General features: G+C 71.3%; 15 protein-coding genes. 7 read left to right on the plus strand and 8 right to left on the minus strand.

From position 1 onward, the window contains the following. Window positions 1–267: 267 nt before the first annotated feature. Window positions 268–1,728, minus strand: a complete 1,461-nt coding sequence (locus ABZZ20_RS30855) for an APC family permease (protein WP_356875263.1) — start codon at window positions 1,726–1,728, stop codon at window positions 268–270. A gap of 209 nt (window positions 1,729–1,937) precedes the next feature. Between ABZZ20_RS30855 and ABZZ20_RS30860 the strand changes: the two genes are divergently transcribed. Beyond that, on the plus strand, window positions 1,938–4,244 hold the full coding sequence (locus tag ABZZ20_RS30860; RefSeq protein WP_356875265.1) for an immune inhibitor A domain-containing protein: 2,307 nt from the start codon (window positions 1,938–1,940) through the stop codon (window positions 4,242–4,244). Window positions 4,245–4,348: 104 nt separating this feature from the next. Here ABZZ20_RS30860 and ABZZ20_RS30865 read toward each other — a convergent pair whose 3' ends face one another. Continuing rightward, entirely contained in the window at window positions 4,349–4,984 is a 636-nt protein-coding gene (locus ABZZ20_RS30865; RefSeq protein ID WP_356875267.1) for a TetR family transcriptional regulator, read from the minus strand. A 94-nt stretch (window positions 4,985–5,078) separates the two neighbouring features. Here ABZZ20_RS30865 and ABZZ20_RS30870 point away from each other — a divergent pair, with 94 nt between their 5' ends. Together ABZZ20_RS30870 and ABZZ20_RS30875 are read left to right on the plus strand one after the other, a co-directional pair. Further along, window positions 5,079–5,261 carry a hypothetical protein gene (locus tag ABZZ20_RS30870; protein ID WP_356875269.1) on the plus strand — a complete coding sequence of 61 codons (183 nt, stop codon included), beginning with the start codon at window positions 5,079–5,081 and terminating at the stop codon, window positions 5,259–5,261. Further along, window positions 5,258–5,527 carry a DUF4190 domain-containing protein gene (locus tag ABZZ20_RS30875; protein ID WP_356875271.1) on the plus strand — a complete coding sequence of 90 codons (270 nt, stop codon included), beginning with the start codon at window positions 5,258–5,260 and terminating at the stop codon, window positions 5,525–5,527. Before ABZZ20_RS30870 ends, ABZZ20_RS30875 begins: the two co-directional genes overlap by 4 nt. 69 nt (window positions 5,528–5,596) lie before the next feature. Here ABZZ20_RS30875 and ABZZ20_RS30880 read toward each other — a convergent pair whose 3' ends face one another. After that, complete coding sequence (locus ABZZ20_RS30880; protein ID WP_356875273.1) at window positions 5,597–6,556, minus strand: aldo/keto reductase; 960 nt, start codon at window positions 6,554–6,556, stop codon at window positions 5,597–5,599. Window positions 6,557–6,822: 266 nt separating this feature from the next. Between ABZZ20_RS30880 and ABZZ20_RS30885 the strand changes: the two genes are divergently transcribed. Next, window positions 6,823–8,820: an NAD-binding lipoprotein gene (locus tag ABZZ20_RS30885; protein WP_356875275.1), complete on the plus strand. Its 1,998-nt coding sequence runs from the start codon at window positions 6,823–6,825 to the stop codon at window positions 8,818–8,820. 146 nt (window positions 8,821–8,966) lie between these two features. Next, window positions 8,967–9,389 (plus strand): secondary thiamine-phosphate synthase enzyme YjbQ, encoded by a 423-nt coding sequence (locus ABZZ20_RS30890; protein ID WP_356875277.1) that lies wholly within the window; start codon window positions 8,967–8,969, stop codon window positions 9,387–9,389. A 62-nt stretch (window positions 9,390–9,451) separates the two neighbouring features. Here ABZZ20_RS30890 and ABZZ20_RS30895 read toward each other — a convergent pair whose 3' ends face one another. Continuing rightward, the gene (locus ABZZ20_RS30895) at window positions 9,452–10,480 is read right to left on the minus strand and encodes a serine hydrolase domain-containing protein (protein ID WP_356875279.1); all 1,029 of its coding nucleotides are present in this window, start codon (window positions 10,478–10,480) and stop codon (window positions 9,452–9,454) included. Between the two features lie 184 nt (window positions 10,481–10,664). On the opposite strand from ABZZ20_RS30895, the gene ABZZ20_RS30900 reads away from it, so the two are divergent. Continuing rightward, window positions 10,665–10,859 carry a hypothetical protein gene (locus ABZZ20_RS30900; RefSeq protein ID WP_356875280.1) on the plus strand — a complete coding sequence of 65 codons (195 nt, stop codon included), beginning with the start codon at window positions 10,665–10,667 and terminating at the stop codon, window positions 10,857–10,859. An 87-nt stretch (window positions 10,860–10,946) separates the two neighbouring features. Here ABZZ20_RS30900 and ABZZ20_RS30905 read toward each other — a convergent pair whose 3' ends face one another. Next, a complete protein-coding gene (locus ABZZ20_RS30905) occupies window positions 10,947–11,411 on the minus strand; it encodes a DUF5709 domain-containing protein (protein WP_356875282.1) in 465 nt (154 codons plus the stop codon). A 295-nt stretch (window positions 11,412–11,706) separates the two neighbouring features. On the opposite strand from ABZZ20_RS30905, the gene ABZZ20_RS30910 reads away from it, so the two are divergent. After that, a complete protein-coding gene (locus tag ABZZ20_RS30910; RefSeq protein WP_356875284.1) occupies window positions 11,707–12,438 on the plus strand; it encodes a DUF72 domain-containing protein in 732 nt (243 codons plus the stop codon). Between the two features lie 253 nt (window positions 12,439–12,691). Here ABZZ20_RS30910 and ABZZ20_RS30915 read toward each other — a convergent pair whose 3' ends face one another. From ABZZ20_RS30915 to ABZZ20_RS30925, 3 genes are all read right to left on the minus strand, one after another. Then, window positions 12,692–13,207, minus strand: coding sequence for a histidine phosphatase family protein (locus ABZZ20_RS30915; protein ID WP_356875286.1), 516 nt, complete (start codon window positions 13,205–13,207; stop codon window positions 12,692–12,694). Between the two features lie 201 nt (window positions 13,208–13,408). Further along, window positions 13,409–13,747 (minus strand): MerR family transcriptional regulator, encoded by a 339-nt coding sequence (locus ABZZ20_RS30920; RefSeq protein WP_356875288.1) that lies wholly within the window; start codon window positions 13,745–13,747, stop codon window positions 13,409–13,411. A 140-nt stretch (window positions 13,748–13,887) separates the two neighbouring features. Then, window positions 13,888–14,283 carry a CBS domain-containing protein gene (locus tag ABZZ20_RS30925; RefSeq protein WP_356875290.1) on the minus strand — a complete coding sequence of 132 codons (396 nt, stop codon included), beginning with the start codon at window positions 14,281–14,283 and terminating at the stop codon, window positions 13,888–13,890. Window positions 14,284–14,295: the final 12 nt, after the last annotated feature.

Below are 14,295 nucleotides of genomic sequence, written 5' to 3' on the forward strand. Positions count from 1 at the left end.
CTTTCGTTCCACCAAGGGATGCCCCGGCAGGGCGGGAAACGCGCCGGATGCGGCCCGCGTATCCCCCGAACGGCTGGGGACGATGACCGGCACGGCCACGACCAACGGGTGAACGACCTACCCGGGCGTTCTGGCCGTGCTTCGTACGCGGTGGCTGAGACGTCCGCGCCGACATCGAGATGACGGGCCCCGTGTTCGCCCAGGGCCGCATCCCGCTCGGCGCGCCCCGCACGCGGCATCGGGGCGGCACCGGCGCGGACGGGCCGTTCAGGAAGCGGCGGCCTGCTCCTCGCTCACGGCGGACGCGTCGGGGAGCCCCTCGGTGACCTCGCGCGACCCGAACGGCCAGACCCGCTCGCGCCTCGACCACAGGAGGAACGCGACGCAGCCGAGTGACAGCCACGCCAGGGACCACTCGATGGGATGACGGCCGGGCGAGTTCCGGTCCGCGTACCCGTAGATCACCAGCCAGCCGGTGAGGGCGACGATGCTCGGCAAGGGGTACAGCCACATGGTGTACGGACGGCGCAGGCTCGGCTGGCGACGGCGCAGTGTGCTCGCGGCGAGGATCTGCGCCAATGCCTGGACGATGACCATCACAGTGGTCAGGAGCTGGATGAGGGTCGCGAGGTCGGTGTGGCGGCCGATGAGGAAACCGATGGCGGTGACGACGCCCATCGTGGCCAGGCCGAACAGTGGGAAACGGTGCACGGGGTGCAGCTTCGCGTACGGCCCGAAGAAGACCCGGTCGCGCGCCGCGTCGTAGGGGACCCGGGAACCGCCGAGGAGCCCGGTGAAGACGGAGGCGAAGGCGGTCACGAGGATGAGGACGGTGACCACGCTCGCCGCCCCCTTGCCCCAGGTCTCCTCCATGACGGCCGAGGCGACCGAGGTGGAGGCGATGTCGTGCGGGTCGGTCATCCGGTGCCAGTCGATGACGCCGAGGGTGCCGATCTGGAGCAGCAGGTAGATCGCCATGATGCCGAGGATCGACAAGACGATGGAACGCGGCAGGGTCCGGCCGGGGTCCTTGATCTCGGCGCCCATGTACGCAGTCGTGTTGTAGCCGAGGTAGTCGTAGATGCCGATGGTGAGGCCGGCCGCGAAGCCGACCCAGAAGGTCCCGCTCGTGAACTCGAAGGCCTCCGCAGGGTAGGCGAACGCCAGTTCGGGGCGGAAGTGGGTGGCCGCGGCGAGGATGACGAGCGCCACGGAGGCGATCATCACGACCCACATCGCGGCGGTGATCCTGGCGATGTGGTCGATGCCGCGCCAGAGCAGCAGGACCACCAGGGCGACGACGCACAGGCCGATGGCGTCACCGACGCCCTGACCCATGTCCGGTACGAGGTAGCCGAGGTACTGGACGAAGCCGACGACCCCCGTGGACATGATCAGCGGGATGAAGAGCATCGCGGTCCACACGAAGAGGAACGGCATCAACCGTCCGGTGCGGTACTGGAAGGCCTGCTTGAGATAGACGTAACTGCCCCCGGAGCCGGGGAGCGAGGCGCCGAGTTCGGCCCAGATCAAGCCGTCGGCGAGCGCGAGGACGGCGCCCGCGAGGAACCCGATGACGGCCTGCGGTCCGCCGAAGGCGGCGACCATGAGCGGGATGGTGACGAAGGGGCCGATGCCACACATCTGACTCATGTTGATGGCGGTGGCCTGGAAGAGTCCGATGCGGCGGACGAATCCGCCGGAGGGGGGCGGTGGGGTTCCGGACATGAGGGCTCTCCCGGGCTCAGGGCGGGGCGAAGGGGATCCGGGCGGGGCGGGTGACGGACCGGCCGGCAGCAAGCCTGATCAAGTTAAGAACCTTTACTTAATGCGTCAAGGGGTGCGGCAGGGGCGACAGAGTGGGCACCCTAGCCGTCACCTGTGACATGTGAAATATTACCTTCGCTTCCTCCCAACTCGCCGAAAGGTCAGCCCCGTTGCGCAGACTCTCCGTGGTGGGAGCGGCGATATCCCTCGCCCTCCTGGCCACCCCCGCACTGGCCGCCACCGCCCCGCCCCCAGCGGCGCAGCAGCAGGCCCCCGAACTGTCCACAGCCCCACCACCCGCACCGCTGGAACTCCAGCGGCAGAGCCTGCGCCGCCAAGCGCTGGAAGGCGTAGCCGCCGGCAGCACCCGCACCGAGGCGGACGGCACGCTGCCGCGCCGCGCCACGATCGGCAAGCGGTACGTCGAACTCGCCCAGGAGCGCAAGGACAAGATCTTCGTGATCCTGGCCGAGTTCGGCGACCAGGTGGACACGACCACCGAGTACGAAGGCCGCCCCCGCTTCGGCGGCACCCCCGGCCCCCGACACAACACCATCGCCAAGCCGGCGAAGAGCGACAACCACACCCTGTGGCGCAAGGACTTCAGCCAGGCGTACTACCAGAAGCAGTTCTTCGGCACCGACCCCGGTGACGTCACCCTGCGCAACTACTACCGGCTACAGTCCTCGGGCCGCTACGACATGGACGGCCAGGTCAGCGACTGGGTGCGGCTGCCGTGGAACGAGGCGCGCTACGGGACGGACAACTGCTCCGAGCCCGGTCAGTGCCGCACGAACTGGGACCTGGTGCGCGACGCCACCAACGCCTGGTACCACACCGAGCGCGCCAAGGGCCGCACCCCGGAGCAGATCAAGGCCCAGCTCGCCGACTACGACGTGTGGGACCGCTACGACTCCGACCACGACGGCAACTTCGACGAACCGGACGGCTATCTCGACCATCTCGTCGTCGTGCACGCGGGCAAGGACCAGACCTGGGGCGGGGGCGCCCAGGGCAAGGACGCCGTGTGGGCGCACCGCTGGTTCGCGTACTGGGACCAGGCGGGCAGTGCCGGACCGGAGGGGAACAAGGCGGGCGGCGCCCCGGTCGGCGACTCCGGCATCTGGGCCGGCGACTACCTGACGGGCGGCGAGAACAGTGGAGTCGGCCTGTTCGCCCACGAGTTCGGTCACGACCTCGGGCTGCCCGACCTGTACAGCTCCGACGGGGACAACAGCGTCAACTTCTGGTCGCTGATGTCCTCGGCCTCCTACTTGGGCAGGGGCCCGAACACCACCGGCGACTACCCGGGCGACCTCGACCCGTGGAGCAAGCTGCAACTGGGCTGGCTGGAGTACACCGAGGCCGACGCGGGCCGCAAGACGCGCGCCGTCCTCGGGGTGTCCGGCTACAACACGGAGGATCCACAGGCCCTGTTGGTGCACCTGCCGCCGTCGGTGACCCGCACCGATCTGACCGACCCCTACGAGGGTGGCAGCCAGTGGTGGAGCGGCACCGGCGACTTCATGGACAACACCCTGACCCGGACGGTGGACCTCTCCGGCCGTCCGCCCGGCACGGGCCCGACCCGGCTCGCCGCCCGCGTCTGGTACGACATCGAGCAGGACTTCGACTTCCTGACCGTGGAGGCCTCCGCGGACGGCGGCACCACGTGGGCCGCCCTGCCGGGCACGGTCGGCGGCGCGGCGATCCCGGCGAAGGGCGTCTCGGGATCGTCCGGTGGTTGGGCCGAACTTGCCGTTCCGCTGGACGGGTTCACGGGCCGTAGCATCCAGTTGCGCCTGCGGGTGACTTCTGACGGCAACACGCACGGCAGGGGCGTCACCTTCGACGACGTACGGATCACGGCGGGCGAGCAGGAGCTGCTGCGCGACGGAGCCGAGCAGGGCGCCAACGGCTGGACGGCACACCGGTGGTCACGCACCGAGGGCCGCACCGGCAGCGCCGAGCACCCGCGCGCCTACCTGGTCGAGAACCGGCGCTACACCGGCTACGGGACCTATCTCAAGAGCGGGCCGTACAACTTCGGCTTCGGGAACGACACGGTGGAGTTCTACCCGTACCAGCAGGGTGTGCTCATCTGGCTCTGGGACACGGCGTACAGCGACAACACCACGAAGGCGCACCCGGGCTCGGGCCTCCTGCTCCCCGTCGACGCACGACCGGAGCCGCTGCGGAACGCCGACGGCACGCTGCTCAATGCCCGTGCGCAGACCTTCGACGCGACGTTCTCCACGCGCCCGAGCGACGAGGTCGTGCTGCACAAGGCCGGTGTTCCGGTGCTGGTCCCGACACGTCCCGGGGTTGCGGTCTTCGACGACCGGCGGGGCAGCTACTGGAACGCCGACCTGCCGCAGGTGGGCGTGAAGGTGCCGGACACCGGGACCCGGATCGCGGTGGTGAAGGAGGGGGCCGGAACCGCTCCGACCACCGTCCAGGTCAGTCCGTCGCCCTGACGCACGGGGTGTCCGTCCGGTCCTCTCGACGCACGGGTGGCGAGAGGACCGGAGCGGTGGGGGCGGATCGGCGCGCCGCCCCCACCGGCGGCGCGCCGCCGTCGTCACCGATCCCGCGGAGCGGGCCAGTTCACCCGCCCCACGTGGATCAGCCGCAACTGGCGGCGCGCGGTGCGCGTGACCGCGGCCCACTCGTTGTCCTCCAGGTCGGCGGCCAGGTAGGCAGAGGCCGTCATCACCATGTGGTCGACGTACAGGCGCGCCAGCATGAGCAGGTCTTCCGGGCTCCAGCCCGCGCCGAGCGGATCGGCGCCGAGACGTTCGGCCACCTCGCGGGCGAACGCGTCGAGCTGGCCGGCCACCGCCTCGCGCACCTTGCGCACGCCGCCGTGCCGTTCCCGCACGATGAAGCGGATGTGCCCGGGGTAGTCACGTACGAGTTCGGCCATCAGGTCCACCGCCGTATCGATCCGCTGCGCCGCCTCGCCGGAGGCTGCGAGGGTCGAGCGGACGGTGGCGTGCAGGTTCTGCAGCGCCTCGTCCACCAGCGCGATGCCCAGCTCCTCGATGTCCCGGAAGTGCCGGTAGAAGGCGGTCGGGGCCACTCCGGCCACGCGGGTCACCTCCCGCAGGCCGAGACTGCCCAGACTCTGCTCCTCCAGCAGGGACAGGGCCGCGTCCAGCAAGGCCCTGCGCGTTCTGCGGCGTTGGGCCTGGCGCACCCCGACTGTCTCACTCATGACGAAAAGTCAACCCCCGGATCCCGGAATCCACGTGCCTTCATTTAGACTGGGCAGTCAGTGAACAACTGTCACCCATTTGGGAGGAAGCACCATGCTCTTCCTCGTAGCGGCCCTCATGCTGATGGGGATCGTCCTGGGAACCGTGGCCCACGTCCCCGTCCACGTGTCCCTCGCCGCCACCGCAGCCATCGCCTGCTGGTTGCTGCTCTTCGCGGTCCGCGAACGGACCGCCCGTCACCACCGTCCGTCCGGCCGACAGGGAGGTCGCTCATGAGCGTCCCCGGCACCGCGCTCCGCTCCCCCACCGTCCGTCAGGCCGACGGCATGGCGGTGGCCTCCTTCACGTTCGGTCTGATCGGCCTCCTCGCGATGAACCTCATCCTCGGGCCGACCGCGATCGTCCTCGCCGCCCTCGCCCTGCACCGCGGCACGCGCCGTCCCGGGCGCGCCCGGCTCGGACTCGCCCTCGGGGTCGCTGACCTCGTCGTCCTCGCCTTCCTGGTCAGCGCGGACCAGACCTGGTCGTGGAGCATCGGCTGACCGCGGCGCCGCTGCCGGGCCCGTCGTCCGTCACGGCTCCGGCAGCCCGGGTGTTGTGTGAGCACGCGGCTACGGCAGCGGCGCTCCGCGGGCGGTGAGCCACAGCTCGTACCACTCCTCGTGCGTCAGATCGGGTTCGCGCAGCGCAGCGTCGCGGCAGGCACGTATGCGCTCGGGTCGGCCGCTACCCACGACGGGGGCGACCCGTGCGGGGTGGCACTGGAGCCACCACAGCAGGACGGTTTCCGGCGTCGTGCCCTTCGCGTCGGCCAGTGACCGCACGAGGCGGGCGGTCGCGTGCTCCTCGGGGCTCTCCTGCCGTCCGGTGAACCGCCCCTGGGCCAGTGCACCCCAGGCCTGGAGGCGGACGCCCTTCTCCAGACAGTATTCGACCGTCCCCGACGGGAAGCCGCCCGCCGCAGCTGCCGCCGTGTTCACCAGCACTCCGTCCTCCAGCCAGTCCCGCCGGTCGAGGCTCATCTCCAACTGGTTGACCGCCAGCGGAAAGTCGAGGTGGAGTTGGAGGCGGGCGATCTGCGCGGCGTTCATGTTCGAGACGCCGAAACGTCGGACGAGTCCCTGTTCACGCAGTGAGGTGAGGGCCGCCGCGACGTCCGCCATGTCGGCGAGGGGATCCGGCCGGTGCAGGAGCAGTACGTCGACCACGTCGGTGCGAAGACGGCCGAGGCTCTCCTCGACCCGCTGGACGATGGAAGAACCGCGCAGGTCGTAGATGCCGGGGCGGTCGCCCTCCGCGAGCCGGATCCCGCACTTCGTCTGCAGGACGATCCGCTCGCGCAGGCCGGGCGTACGGGCCAGGACCTCTCCGAACACGGCCTCCGCCTTGCCGCGGCGGTAGATGTCGGCGTGGTCGAAGGTGCTGATCCCGCTGTCCAGCGCGGCGACGATCGCCGCCTCGGCCGCATCGATGTCGGCGGGCCGGTACGGATCGCCGTCCCAGCTGCCGCCGAGCGCCATGCATCCGTACAGCAGTCGGGTGCCGTCGTTCTCCGGTCGTGTGCTCGCCATGCCGTCACCCTACGAGGCCGTGCGGGCGGCCCCTCGTACCGGGCTGCGTACACGGCGGCCGTCGGGCGGCCGGCCGTTCCCTGTTGCCGGCGGCGCCCGAAAGTGGGACCGAGTTGTCACGCGATGGGCGGAATCTACGGCTCTGGAACCTTGCGCCCGGGCCGGACGAACTAGCGTGGCTCGTGCACAACCCGCCGGTGCCGGACGGTCCCCCGCCACCGGCCCGGCGCCAACAGCTGCCCGAGGAAGTCCGGTTGACAGGTCGCATGACGACGGAAGACCGCAGGCCCGCACTAGCGCGCGCACGGTACTGGTTCGACAGCATCATGGCCCGCGGAACACCGGTGCTCATCGGCTGGCTGACCCTGCTCTGCCTGGCCGTCGTGGTCCCGGCGAGCGCGGCGCTGGTCTGGGCCGACCGCCGTGCGCCCAGCACCTGGTCCGGGCAGCTGGTGGCCATCTGGGTCAGCGTCGGACAGACCCTGAAGATCGGCGGCGCGGTCGGCAGCCCCCTCTACGTACTGATCTCCGTCCTCCTGGCCCTCGTGGCCCTCCTGTTCGTCTCCACGCTCGTCAGCCTGATCACCACCGGCCTCAACGACAAGGCGATGGACCTGCGGCGCGGTCGGTCCACCGTCCTGGAGGAGCAGCACACCGTCCTGTTGGGCTGGTCCGACCAGGTCTTCCCGATCGTCTCCGAACTGATCGTCGCCAACTCCAACCAACGCAGGGCGGTCGTCGCAGTCCTCGGCCCGCAGGACAAGGCGGAGATGGAGGACCAGATCGCCATCGCGGTCGGCCGCCTGGGTCGCACCCGGCTGATCTGCCGCAGCGGTGTGACCACGGACCCCGCGGTGGTCACTCTCGTCAGCCCGGAAACCGCCCGCGCCGTCCTGGTCCTCACGCACGAGGGCGCGGAGGGCGACGCCCACGTGGTGAAGACCCTCCTCGCGCTGGAGGCGGCCGTACGGGGGCGGGGTCGCCCCAGCGTCGTGGCCGCGGTCCGCGACGGCCGCCACCACCGTGCGGCGCAACTGGCCTCCGGAGTCCACGGCCGGGTACTGAACATCGAGGACGTCACCGCCCGCCTGATCGCCCAGACCTCGCGCCAGCCGGGGCTGTCCCTCGTCCACCAGGAACTGCTGGACTTCGACGGGGACGAGTTCTACACGGTCTGCGAACCCTCCCTGACCGGGCGCACCTTCGGCGAGCTGCTCCTGGCGTACGCCACCTCGTGCGTCGTCGGCATCCTGCGGGCTACAGGCGTCGTCGAGCTCAACCCGCCGGCCGACAGCGTGCTGGAGGAGGGCGACCGGATCGTCCTCATCACCGAGGACGACGACACCGCGGTGCCGACGGACAGGCCGCTCCCCGTCGACGACGAGGCCGTCGTGGCGCCCGGCACGCCGACGCCACCCCCCGAGAACTTCCTCCTGCTGGGTTGGAACCGCCGCGCGCCGCTGATCATCGACCAGCTCGATCCGTGCGTACCCGACGGGTCCGTCCTGGTGGTCATGGCGCAGGGCGAGGAGGCGCTCCAGGAGGCGGACCGGTGCGCACGGTCGCCCGAACGCCGGATGCGCGTCACCGTGCACGGCGGGGACATCACCGACCCGCGGGCCCTCGCCGATCTGGACGTGCTGTCCTTCGACAGGGCCATCGTCCTCGGCTACGACGACACGACCGATGCCGCCGCCGGCACGCTCGGCGGCGACGACCGGACCTTGGTGACCCTGCTCCACCTGCGTGCGCTGCAGGAGGCGTCGGGCCGGGAACTGGCCGTCGTGACCGAGATGACCGACGACCGCAACCGGCTGCTCGCCCCTGCCCGGGAAGGCTCCGACTTCATCGTCGGCGGCCGGCTCATCAGCCTGCTGATGGCACAGATCGCGGAGAACCGACACCTCGCCGACGTCTTCGACCGCCTGTTCTCGGCCGGCGGGGCCACGCTCCACCTGAAGCCGGCGTCGCACTACGTGCTGTCCGAGCAGCCGATCACCTTCGCCACGGTGGTGGAGTCCGGCCGCAGGCAAGGGCACTGCGTCATCGGGTACCGACGGCACGAGGACGGCGCCCACGGCCCCTCGTACGGTGTCCGGATCAATCCGGACAAGCGGGACCGCGTACGGTTCGGCCCGGAGGACGCGGTGATCGTGCTCGCCACGGAAGCGGTGGTCCCGGACCCGGGCGACCACTCGGCCACCTCCCTCCCCTCCAGCCGGACCCACGCCTGCGCGGAGGCGGAGGCGGAGGGCAAGTCGTGACCTGCCTCCGGTGGCGCCCGCCGCCCCGTGGTTCGACCGGTAGGCCGACGGGCGGGCCGACCGTCCGCGATCCGCGCCGCCCGCGGTCCGCGCCCGATGCGGTGCGGCGGCGGCACGCGTACGCGGTGGCGCGCCAGGATGGCCGCATGGCAGACACCTTCACCACCAAGGCCGTCGAGATCACGACCGGCACCACGGAGGCCGTCCACGACCTCACCGCCGCCTGCGCCGAGTTCCTGCGGGACACCGCCCGGGGTCGGGACGGCCTCCTCAACGTGTTCACCCCGCACGCGACCGCCGGGCTGGCCGTCATCGAGACTGGCGCGGGCAGCGACGAGGACCTGCTGGACGCGCTGCGCACGCTGCTTCCCGCCGACGACCGCTGGCGGCACCGGCACGGCTCCCCCGGACACGGCCGCGACCACGTGCTGCCCGCACTCGTGACCCCGCACGCCACCCTGCCGGTCGTCGGCGGAGAACTCGCGCTCGGCACATGGCAGTCGGTCGTCCTGGTGGACACCAATCGGGACAATCCGCGCCGCACGGTGCGGCTGTCGTTCCTGGCCTGAACACGTCCCGATCGATCGCTATCCATCGCCGGCCTGCCGAGCCGGCCGCCGCCCTTGCGGTCTCAGCTCGTGGAGAGCGTCTTGAGGGCGCACTCCCGCAGCGGCGCGATCCGGGTCCGGGAAGCGCCGTTGTGGACGGCGTTGGTGAGGATGACCACGTAGCGTCCCGTGACGGGGGCGAGGTACAAACTGGTGCCGGTGAAGCCGTGGTGGTAGGCCACCGTGTCACCGGACGCGAGGGCCCACGCCAGGCCGCGGCGCAGACCGGGCTCGATCTCCGCCTGCGGGGCGAGGCTGGTCCGCAGCCATCCGGCGAGCTGCGTCCGGTCACCGGCGAGGAGGTGCTCGGCGTAGGTGGCGAGATCGGCGGCCGGTGCGAACGCTCCGGCGTGCCCGGCGACGCCGCCCATGATCGCTGCGTTCTTGTCGTGGACCGCCCCCCACAGCCGGTCGTGGTCCCCGGACCGCTCCGTCGGCGCGACCCGGGGCGACTGGGCGAGCGGCCCGTAGGCCGTTGCGTGCATGCCCAGCTCGGTCCACAGGGCGGCTGCCAGCCGGTCCAGCGGCTGCTGGTGGACGTGGGCGAGGGCGAGCCCGAGGAGGATGAAGCCGCGGTTGATGTACCGGTGGGTGCCCGGAAGGTTCTCCAGTGGTTCGCGGCAGATCAACTCGTGCAGCGGTTCCTCGGTGAGGTCGTACAGGTCGAGTCGGGTGGAGACGCGCAGACCGGAGGTGTGGGAGAGCAGTTGGCGCACCGTGGCCCGCGCACCGGGCAGCTGGTCGTCCACGGGCGGCAGGAAGTCCCGTACGGGGGCGTCCAGATCCATCAGTCCCGCGTGCACGGCGCGGCCGACCAGCGGCCACGTGGCCGTGACCTTCGTCAGGGACGCGATGTCGTAAACGGTCGCCTCATCCGGGGCGCCGGGACCCGTGAACGGAGAGACGACGCCGTCCGACAGCACGTTCCGGTCCCCGGCGGCCGTGCCGCAGATGACCACGCCTCCCGGGCCGGCTCCCTCGGCGACGAGCTTGCCCAGCGCGTTCTGCAACGCGTAGGTCTCGGCGATCGTGAACGGTACGGCCTGCGTCATCGGTGCCTCCGGTTCGGTGCTGGTCCCCCCGCCAGCCTGGCGAGGCCGTCCCGCGCGGACGCGGAGCCGCGCCGAAGGTGCGCGCCAACGCCCCCTGGCGGGTTTCACCCAACGTGTTTACGCGCCGCCGTTCTGGTTACACAACGTAGTGACACGTCGTCCCTACCCGACGGAAGGCAGGAACATGAAGCTCGTGGCCGTGCTCATCCTCGTCGCGGTCGTCGCCCTCGTCGCACTGTTGGTCCTGAGCCCTGCGGCGCCGGTGCGGCGCAATCCCTTCCCCGGCCTTCGCCCCCGTGGTGCGGGCCGGCGACCCACCGGCGCCGGGCGGGCGTCGACCGTTCCGGGACAACGGGGCCTCACCCACCGGACGCACTGACCGCAAGCCTCCGCGCGGCGCAAGCCGCTCCGGCAGTGGCAGTGGCCGCAGTGGCAGTGGCCGTAGTGGCAGTGGCCGTAGTGGCAGTCAGCGGGAATCCTCCTGCTCGTCCCCTTCCTCGATGAGGTGAACGGCCGCCTCCTCCGCTGATGCGGCGCCACCGTTCACTCCCACGTCACGGGCCACGACGGAGATGTGGCGCACGGGGCCGGTCTCTTCGGCACTGGCCAGCCGTCCCGCCCGGACGGGACCGGCCTGCGGGGCGTCGCCAGCCCCTTCAGCAGCCACGTCCCACGTGCTCCCGTCTGCGCCCGAGTCGGGAACCTCGCGGGCGAGACGCTGGTCGAGGGTCTCGCCGGCCCGCTGTTCGTCGACCGTGGTGCCGTAGTCGGTGACCGCCAGGGGTCGCTCGGGCGGCGAGTACCCCGTATCCAGGGTCTCGTCGAGGCCGGGTTCGTCCAGGGCGTTCTCCATGTCGGGCTGCGCCTGGGCCGGGTCCTCCGCCCCACTGGGCTGGTACACCTCGTCGCCGTGCGGTTCGGTACTGCTCATGGTGCCTCCGTTCAGAGGGCCAGGACGATGGCGCGGGGTCGGACTCCCGGTTGCCTGCCGGGACGCGTTGCGCGTCCTACCTGGCGGCTCCCCGTGATCGGCGCCGTCATGCACGTCCTGCCTCCCATCTTGTGGGAATCCGTGCCAGGGGGCACCCGTGCACAGGCCGTTCCGACCGGCTGCCGGCCCCTGCATGGTTCGGCGCACCGGGGGTAGCCGCTCCTCAGGAGGACCAGCAAGGCGAACGCGCGGAGCAGCCCCGGGAGGGGGCCTCCGCCCGGAGGCGGGTGACCTCATGCCGGTGTACGTCGGAACCTCCGGATGGCAGTACCGGGACTGGGCGGGGATCCTCTATCCGGAAGGACGGCCCCAGCGGCTCTGGCTGGAGGAGTACGCGCAGCACTTCCGCACCGTCGAGAGCAACAACGCCTTCTACCGGCTGCCCGACCCGCAGACGTTCGCCGCGTGGCGGGAGCGGACCCCGCCCGGTTTCGTCATGGCGGTCAAAGCCAGCCGTTTCCTGACCCACGTCAAACGCCTGCGGGAGCCGCAGGAGCCGGTCCAACGGCTGATGGCGCACAGCAGCGCCCTGGGTGACCGGCTGGGCCCGATCCTGCTCCAGTTGCCGCCGACCCTCCGCGTGGACGCCGGAGCCCTGGACGCCTGTCTCGCCTGCTTCCCCCGAAGTACGCGCGTGGCCGTCGAACCGCGGCACGACTCCTGGTGGGTCCCACAGGTCAGGGAGGTGCTGGCCGCGCGCGGGGCCGCGCTCTGTTGGGCGGACCGGGGATCACGTCCCGTGACACCGCTGTGGAGGACCGCCGACTGGGGTTACGTACGCTTCCACGCGGGCCGGGCCGAGCCCGCGCCCCGGTACGGGAGGACGGCCCTGAAGTCCTGGGCGGCGCGGATCGCGGACGCCTGGCCCCCCGACGCCGACGTCTTCGCCTACTTCAACAACGACGTGGGCGGGGCGGCCGTCGTCGACGCACGGGCGTTCCGGCGCCTGGTGGTCGGGGGGCGGTGACGCCCCACGGCCGGCCGGCGGGGAGCAGCACGGCAGGGTGACGCCCCCGCCACCGTGCCCGCGGACCGGCGCCCGCGCTCCAGCGGGGGTCTCCTCGCGTGCCGGGCGTTTGGCACCGCCTGGACGGGACAAACGCGGAGTGTCGGTGCGTTGCCCTTCGAGCGGTGGGGCAGCGCCGGACGGGCGGCCGCACGTCGTCCTCATCCCCCCGGAACGGCGTGCGGTCGCCGAGCGCCCCCACCGCGGACCGCCGTCAGTCTCGGGGCGCGTGGAACGCCACCAGGCGGGCTCCGCCCCGGGCCACGTCGGCCCATTCGCCCGTCATGGTCAGTACCGCAGCCGCCCCCGTGGGGAACTTCGTGGCGACCCGGCTCACCAAGGGCTCGGGGCCGTCACCGCAGAGGCCCTTCGCCAGCTCGTGCACGGCCGGATTGTGCCCCACGAGCACCAGGCAGGTCACCGCGTCGGGGGTCTGCGCGAGGATGGCGAGCAGGTCGTCCACGTCTGCGTCGTAGAGCCGGTCCTCGTAGACCGTCGGCGGCGGCTCGGGCAGGTGCGGCAGTACGAGTTCCCACGTCTGGCGCGTGCGCCGGGCCGAAGAACAGCGGGCCAGATCCACCCGGAAGCCCTGCTGTGCGAGCCAGCGACCGGTCATCGGCGCGTCGGCTCGCCCGCGGTCGGCCAGCGCACGGCCGAAGTCGTCCGGAACGTCTTTCGGCCCCGCTTTGGCATGACGGACCACCACGATCCGGCGTTCACGACTCGACACATCCGCTCCTCTCGATCGCCCCCGAAGGGCTCACCGCCAAGGATGTCGCGCGACGGCGGCTGACGGCCCGAACGCCACCAGCTCACTGCGACGGGCCCAGTGTGTGGGGAACGCCGCTGTGTGGGGAACGCCGCTGTCGGGGCCGCTCGACGGGGGCTCCGGCCGAGAGTGCGCCGGGGCCGGGCCGCCCGCGCCGCGCGATCAGGCGCCGCCGTCTGCCCCTGGTCCGGTGGCTGCCCGCCGGTACTCCTCGTTGAGGCGTCTGGCCTCCTCGAGCTGGTCTTCGAGGATGACGATGCGGCACGCGGCCTCGATGGGGGTGCCCTGGTCGACGAGTTCCCTGGCGCGGGCCGCGATGCGCAGCTGGTAACGGGAGTAGCGGCGGTGGCCGCCCTCGGAGCGCAGCGGCGTGATCAGACGGGCTTCGCCGATGGCGCGCAGGAAGTTCGGTGTGGTGCCGAGCATTTCGGCGGCCCGGCCCATGGTGTAGGCGGGGTAGTCGTCGTCGTCGAGTCGTCCGAGTGAGTTCTCTGCCGTCAATTTTCACCTCGAGTGGGAACGCGTCGAAGGGCCCTGGCGCCGTACGGCACCAGGGCCCCGAGGGAAATTCAACACCATCTGCCAGGTCCTACCGACCCTGGTTCACTCTGTGGGCGGCCCGGGTCAGAACCGGGGCCGGATCAGCAGGCTCCGGTGAGGACGCCCGCGGCACAGCCGTCGGCGTCGACGACCGGCAGGATGCCGAAGGGTCCGTCCCACAGGACCCGCTCAGCATCGTGCACCGACATCCCCTCAGCGATGCACGGCACACGGTCGCGAACGACGGCGCCCAGACGGACACGGTCGGTGTACGCGGCCGACGTGCGGAACGCGACCAGCTGGGTCTGCGTGACCAGACCGGTGCACCGACCGTCCTCGTCGCACAGGACGAGGTGGCCAACGAGGGCTCCGGCCATGACGGACAGGGCCACTTCGACGCTCATGTCCTCACAGACCTGCGGGCCGCACGGCTGCATCACGTCGCCCACCGTGGGAGCACATCCGGCCTCGTACGGGTGCGTCTCGATCAACGTCAACGAACTCTCCTG

The sequence above is a fragment of the Streptomyces sp. NPDC006430 genome, from assembly GCF_040612395.1.
Lineage (GTDB): Bacteria > Actinomycetota > Actinomycetes > Streptomycetales > Streptomycetaceae > Streptomyces.

Excerpts from the sequence above, each read along its gene's own strand:
- ABZZ20_RS30885 (WP_356875275.1), top strand. The coding sequence starts at position 6,823 with ATGACGACGGAAGACCGCAGGCCCGCACTAGCGCGCGCACGGTACTGG.
- ABZZ20_RS30855 (WP_356875263.1), bottom strand. The coding sequence starts at position 1,728 with ATGTCCGGAACCCCACCGCCCCCCTCCGGCGGATTCGTCCGCCGCATC.
- ABZZ20_RS30910 (WP_356875284.1), top strand. The coding sequence starts at position 11,707 with ATGCCGGTGTACGTCGGAACCTCCGGATGGCAGTACCGGGACTGGGCG.
- ABZZ20_RS30900 (WP_356875280.1), top strand. The coding sequence starts at position 10,665 with ATGAAGCTCGTGGCCGTGCTCATCCTCGTCGCGGTCGTCGCCCTCGTC.
- ABZZ20_RS30875 (WP_356875271.1), top strand. The coding sequence starts at position 5,258 with ATGAGCGTCCCCGGCACCGCGCTCCGCTCCCCCACCGTCCGTCAGGCC.
- ABZZ20_RS30895 (WP_356875279.1), bottom strand. The coding sequence starts at position 10,480 with ATGACGCAGGCCGTACCGTTCACGATCGCCGAGACCTACGCGTTGCAG.
- ABZZ20_RS30890 (WP_356875277.1), top strand. The coding sequence starts at position 8,967 with ATGGCAGACACCTTCACCACCAAGGCCGTCGAGATCACGACCGGCACC.
- ABZZ20_RS30880 (WP_356875273.1), bottom strand. The coding sequence starts at position 6,556 with ATGGCGAGCACACGACCGGAGAACGACGGCACCCGACTGCTGTACGGA.
- ABZZ20_RS30905 (WP_356875282.1), bottom strand. The coding sequence starts at position 11,411 with ATGAGCAGTACCGAACCGCACGGCGACGAGGTGTACCAGCCCAGTGGG.
- ABZZ20_RS30865 (WP_356875267.1), bottom strand. The coding sequence starts at position 4,984 with ATGAGTGAGACAGTCGGGGTGCGCCAGGCCCAACGCCGCAGAACGCGC.
- ABZZ20_RS30870 (WP_356875269.1), top strand. The coding sequence starts at position 5,079 with ATGCTCTTCCTCGTAGCGGCCCTCATGCTGATGGGGATCGTCCTGGGA.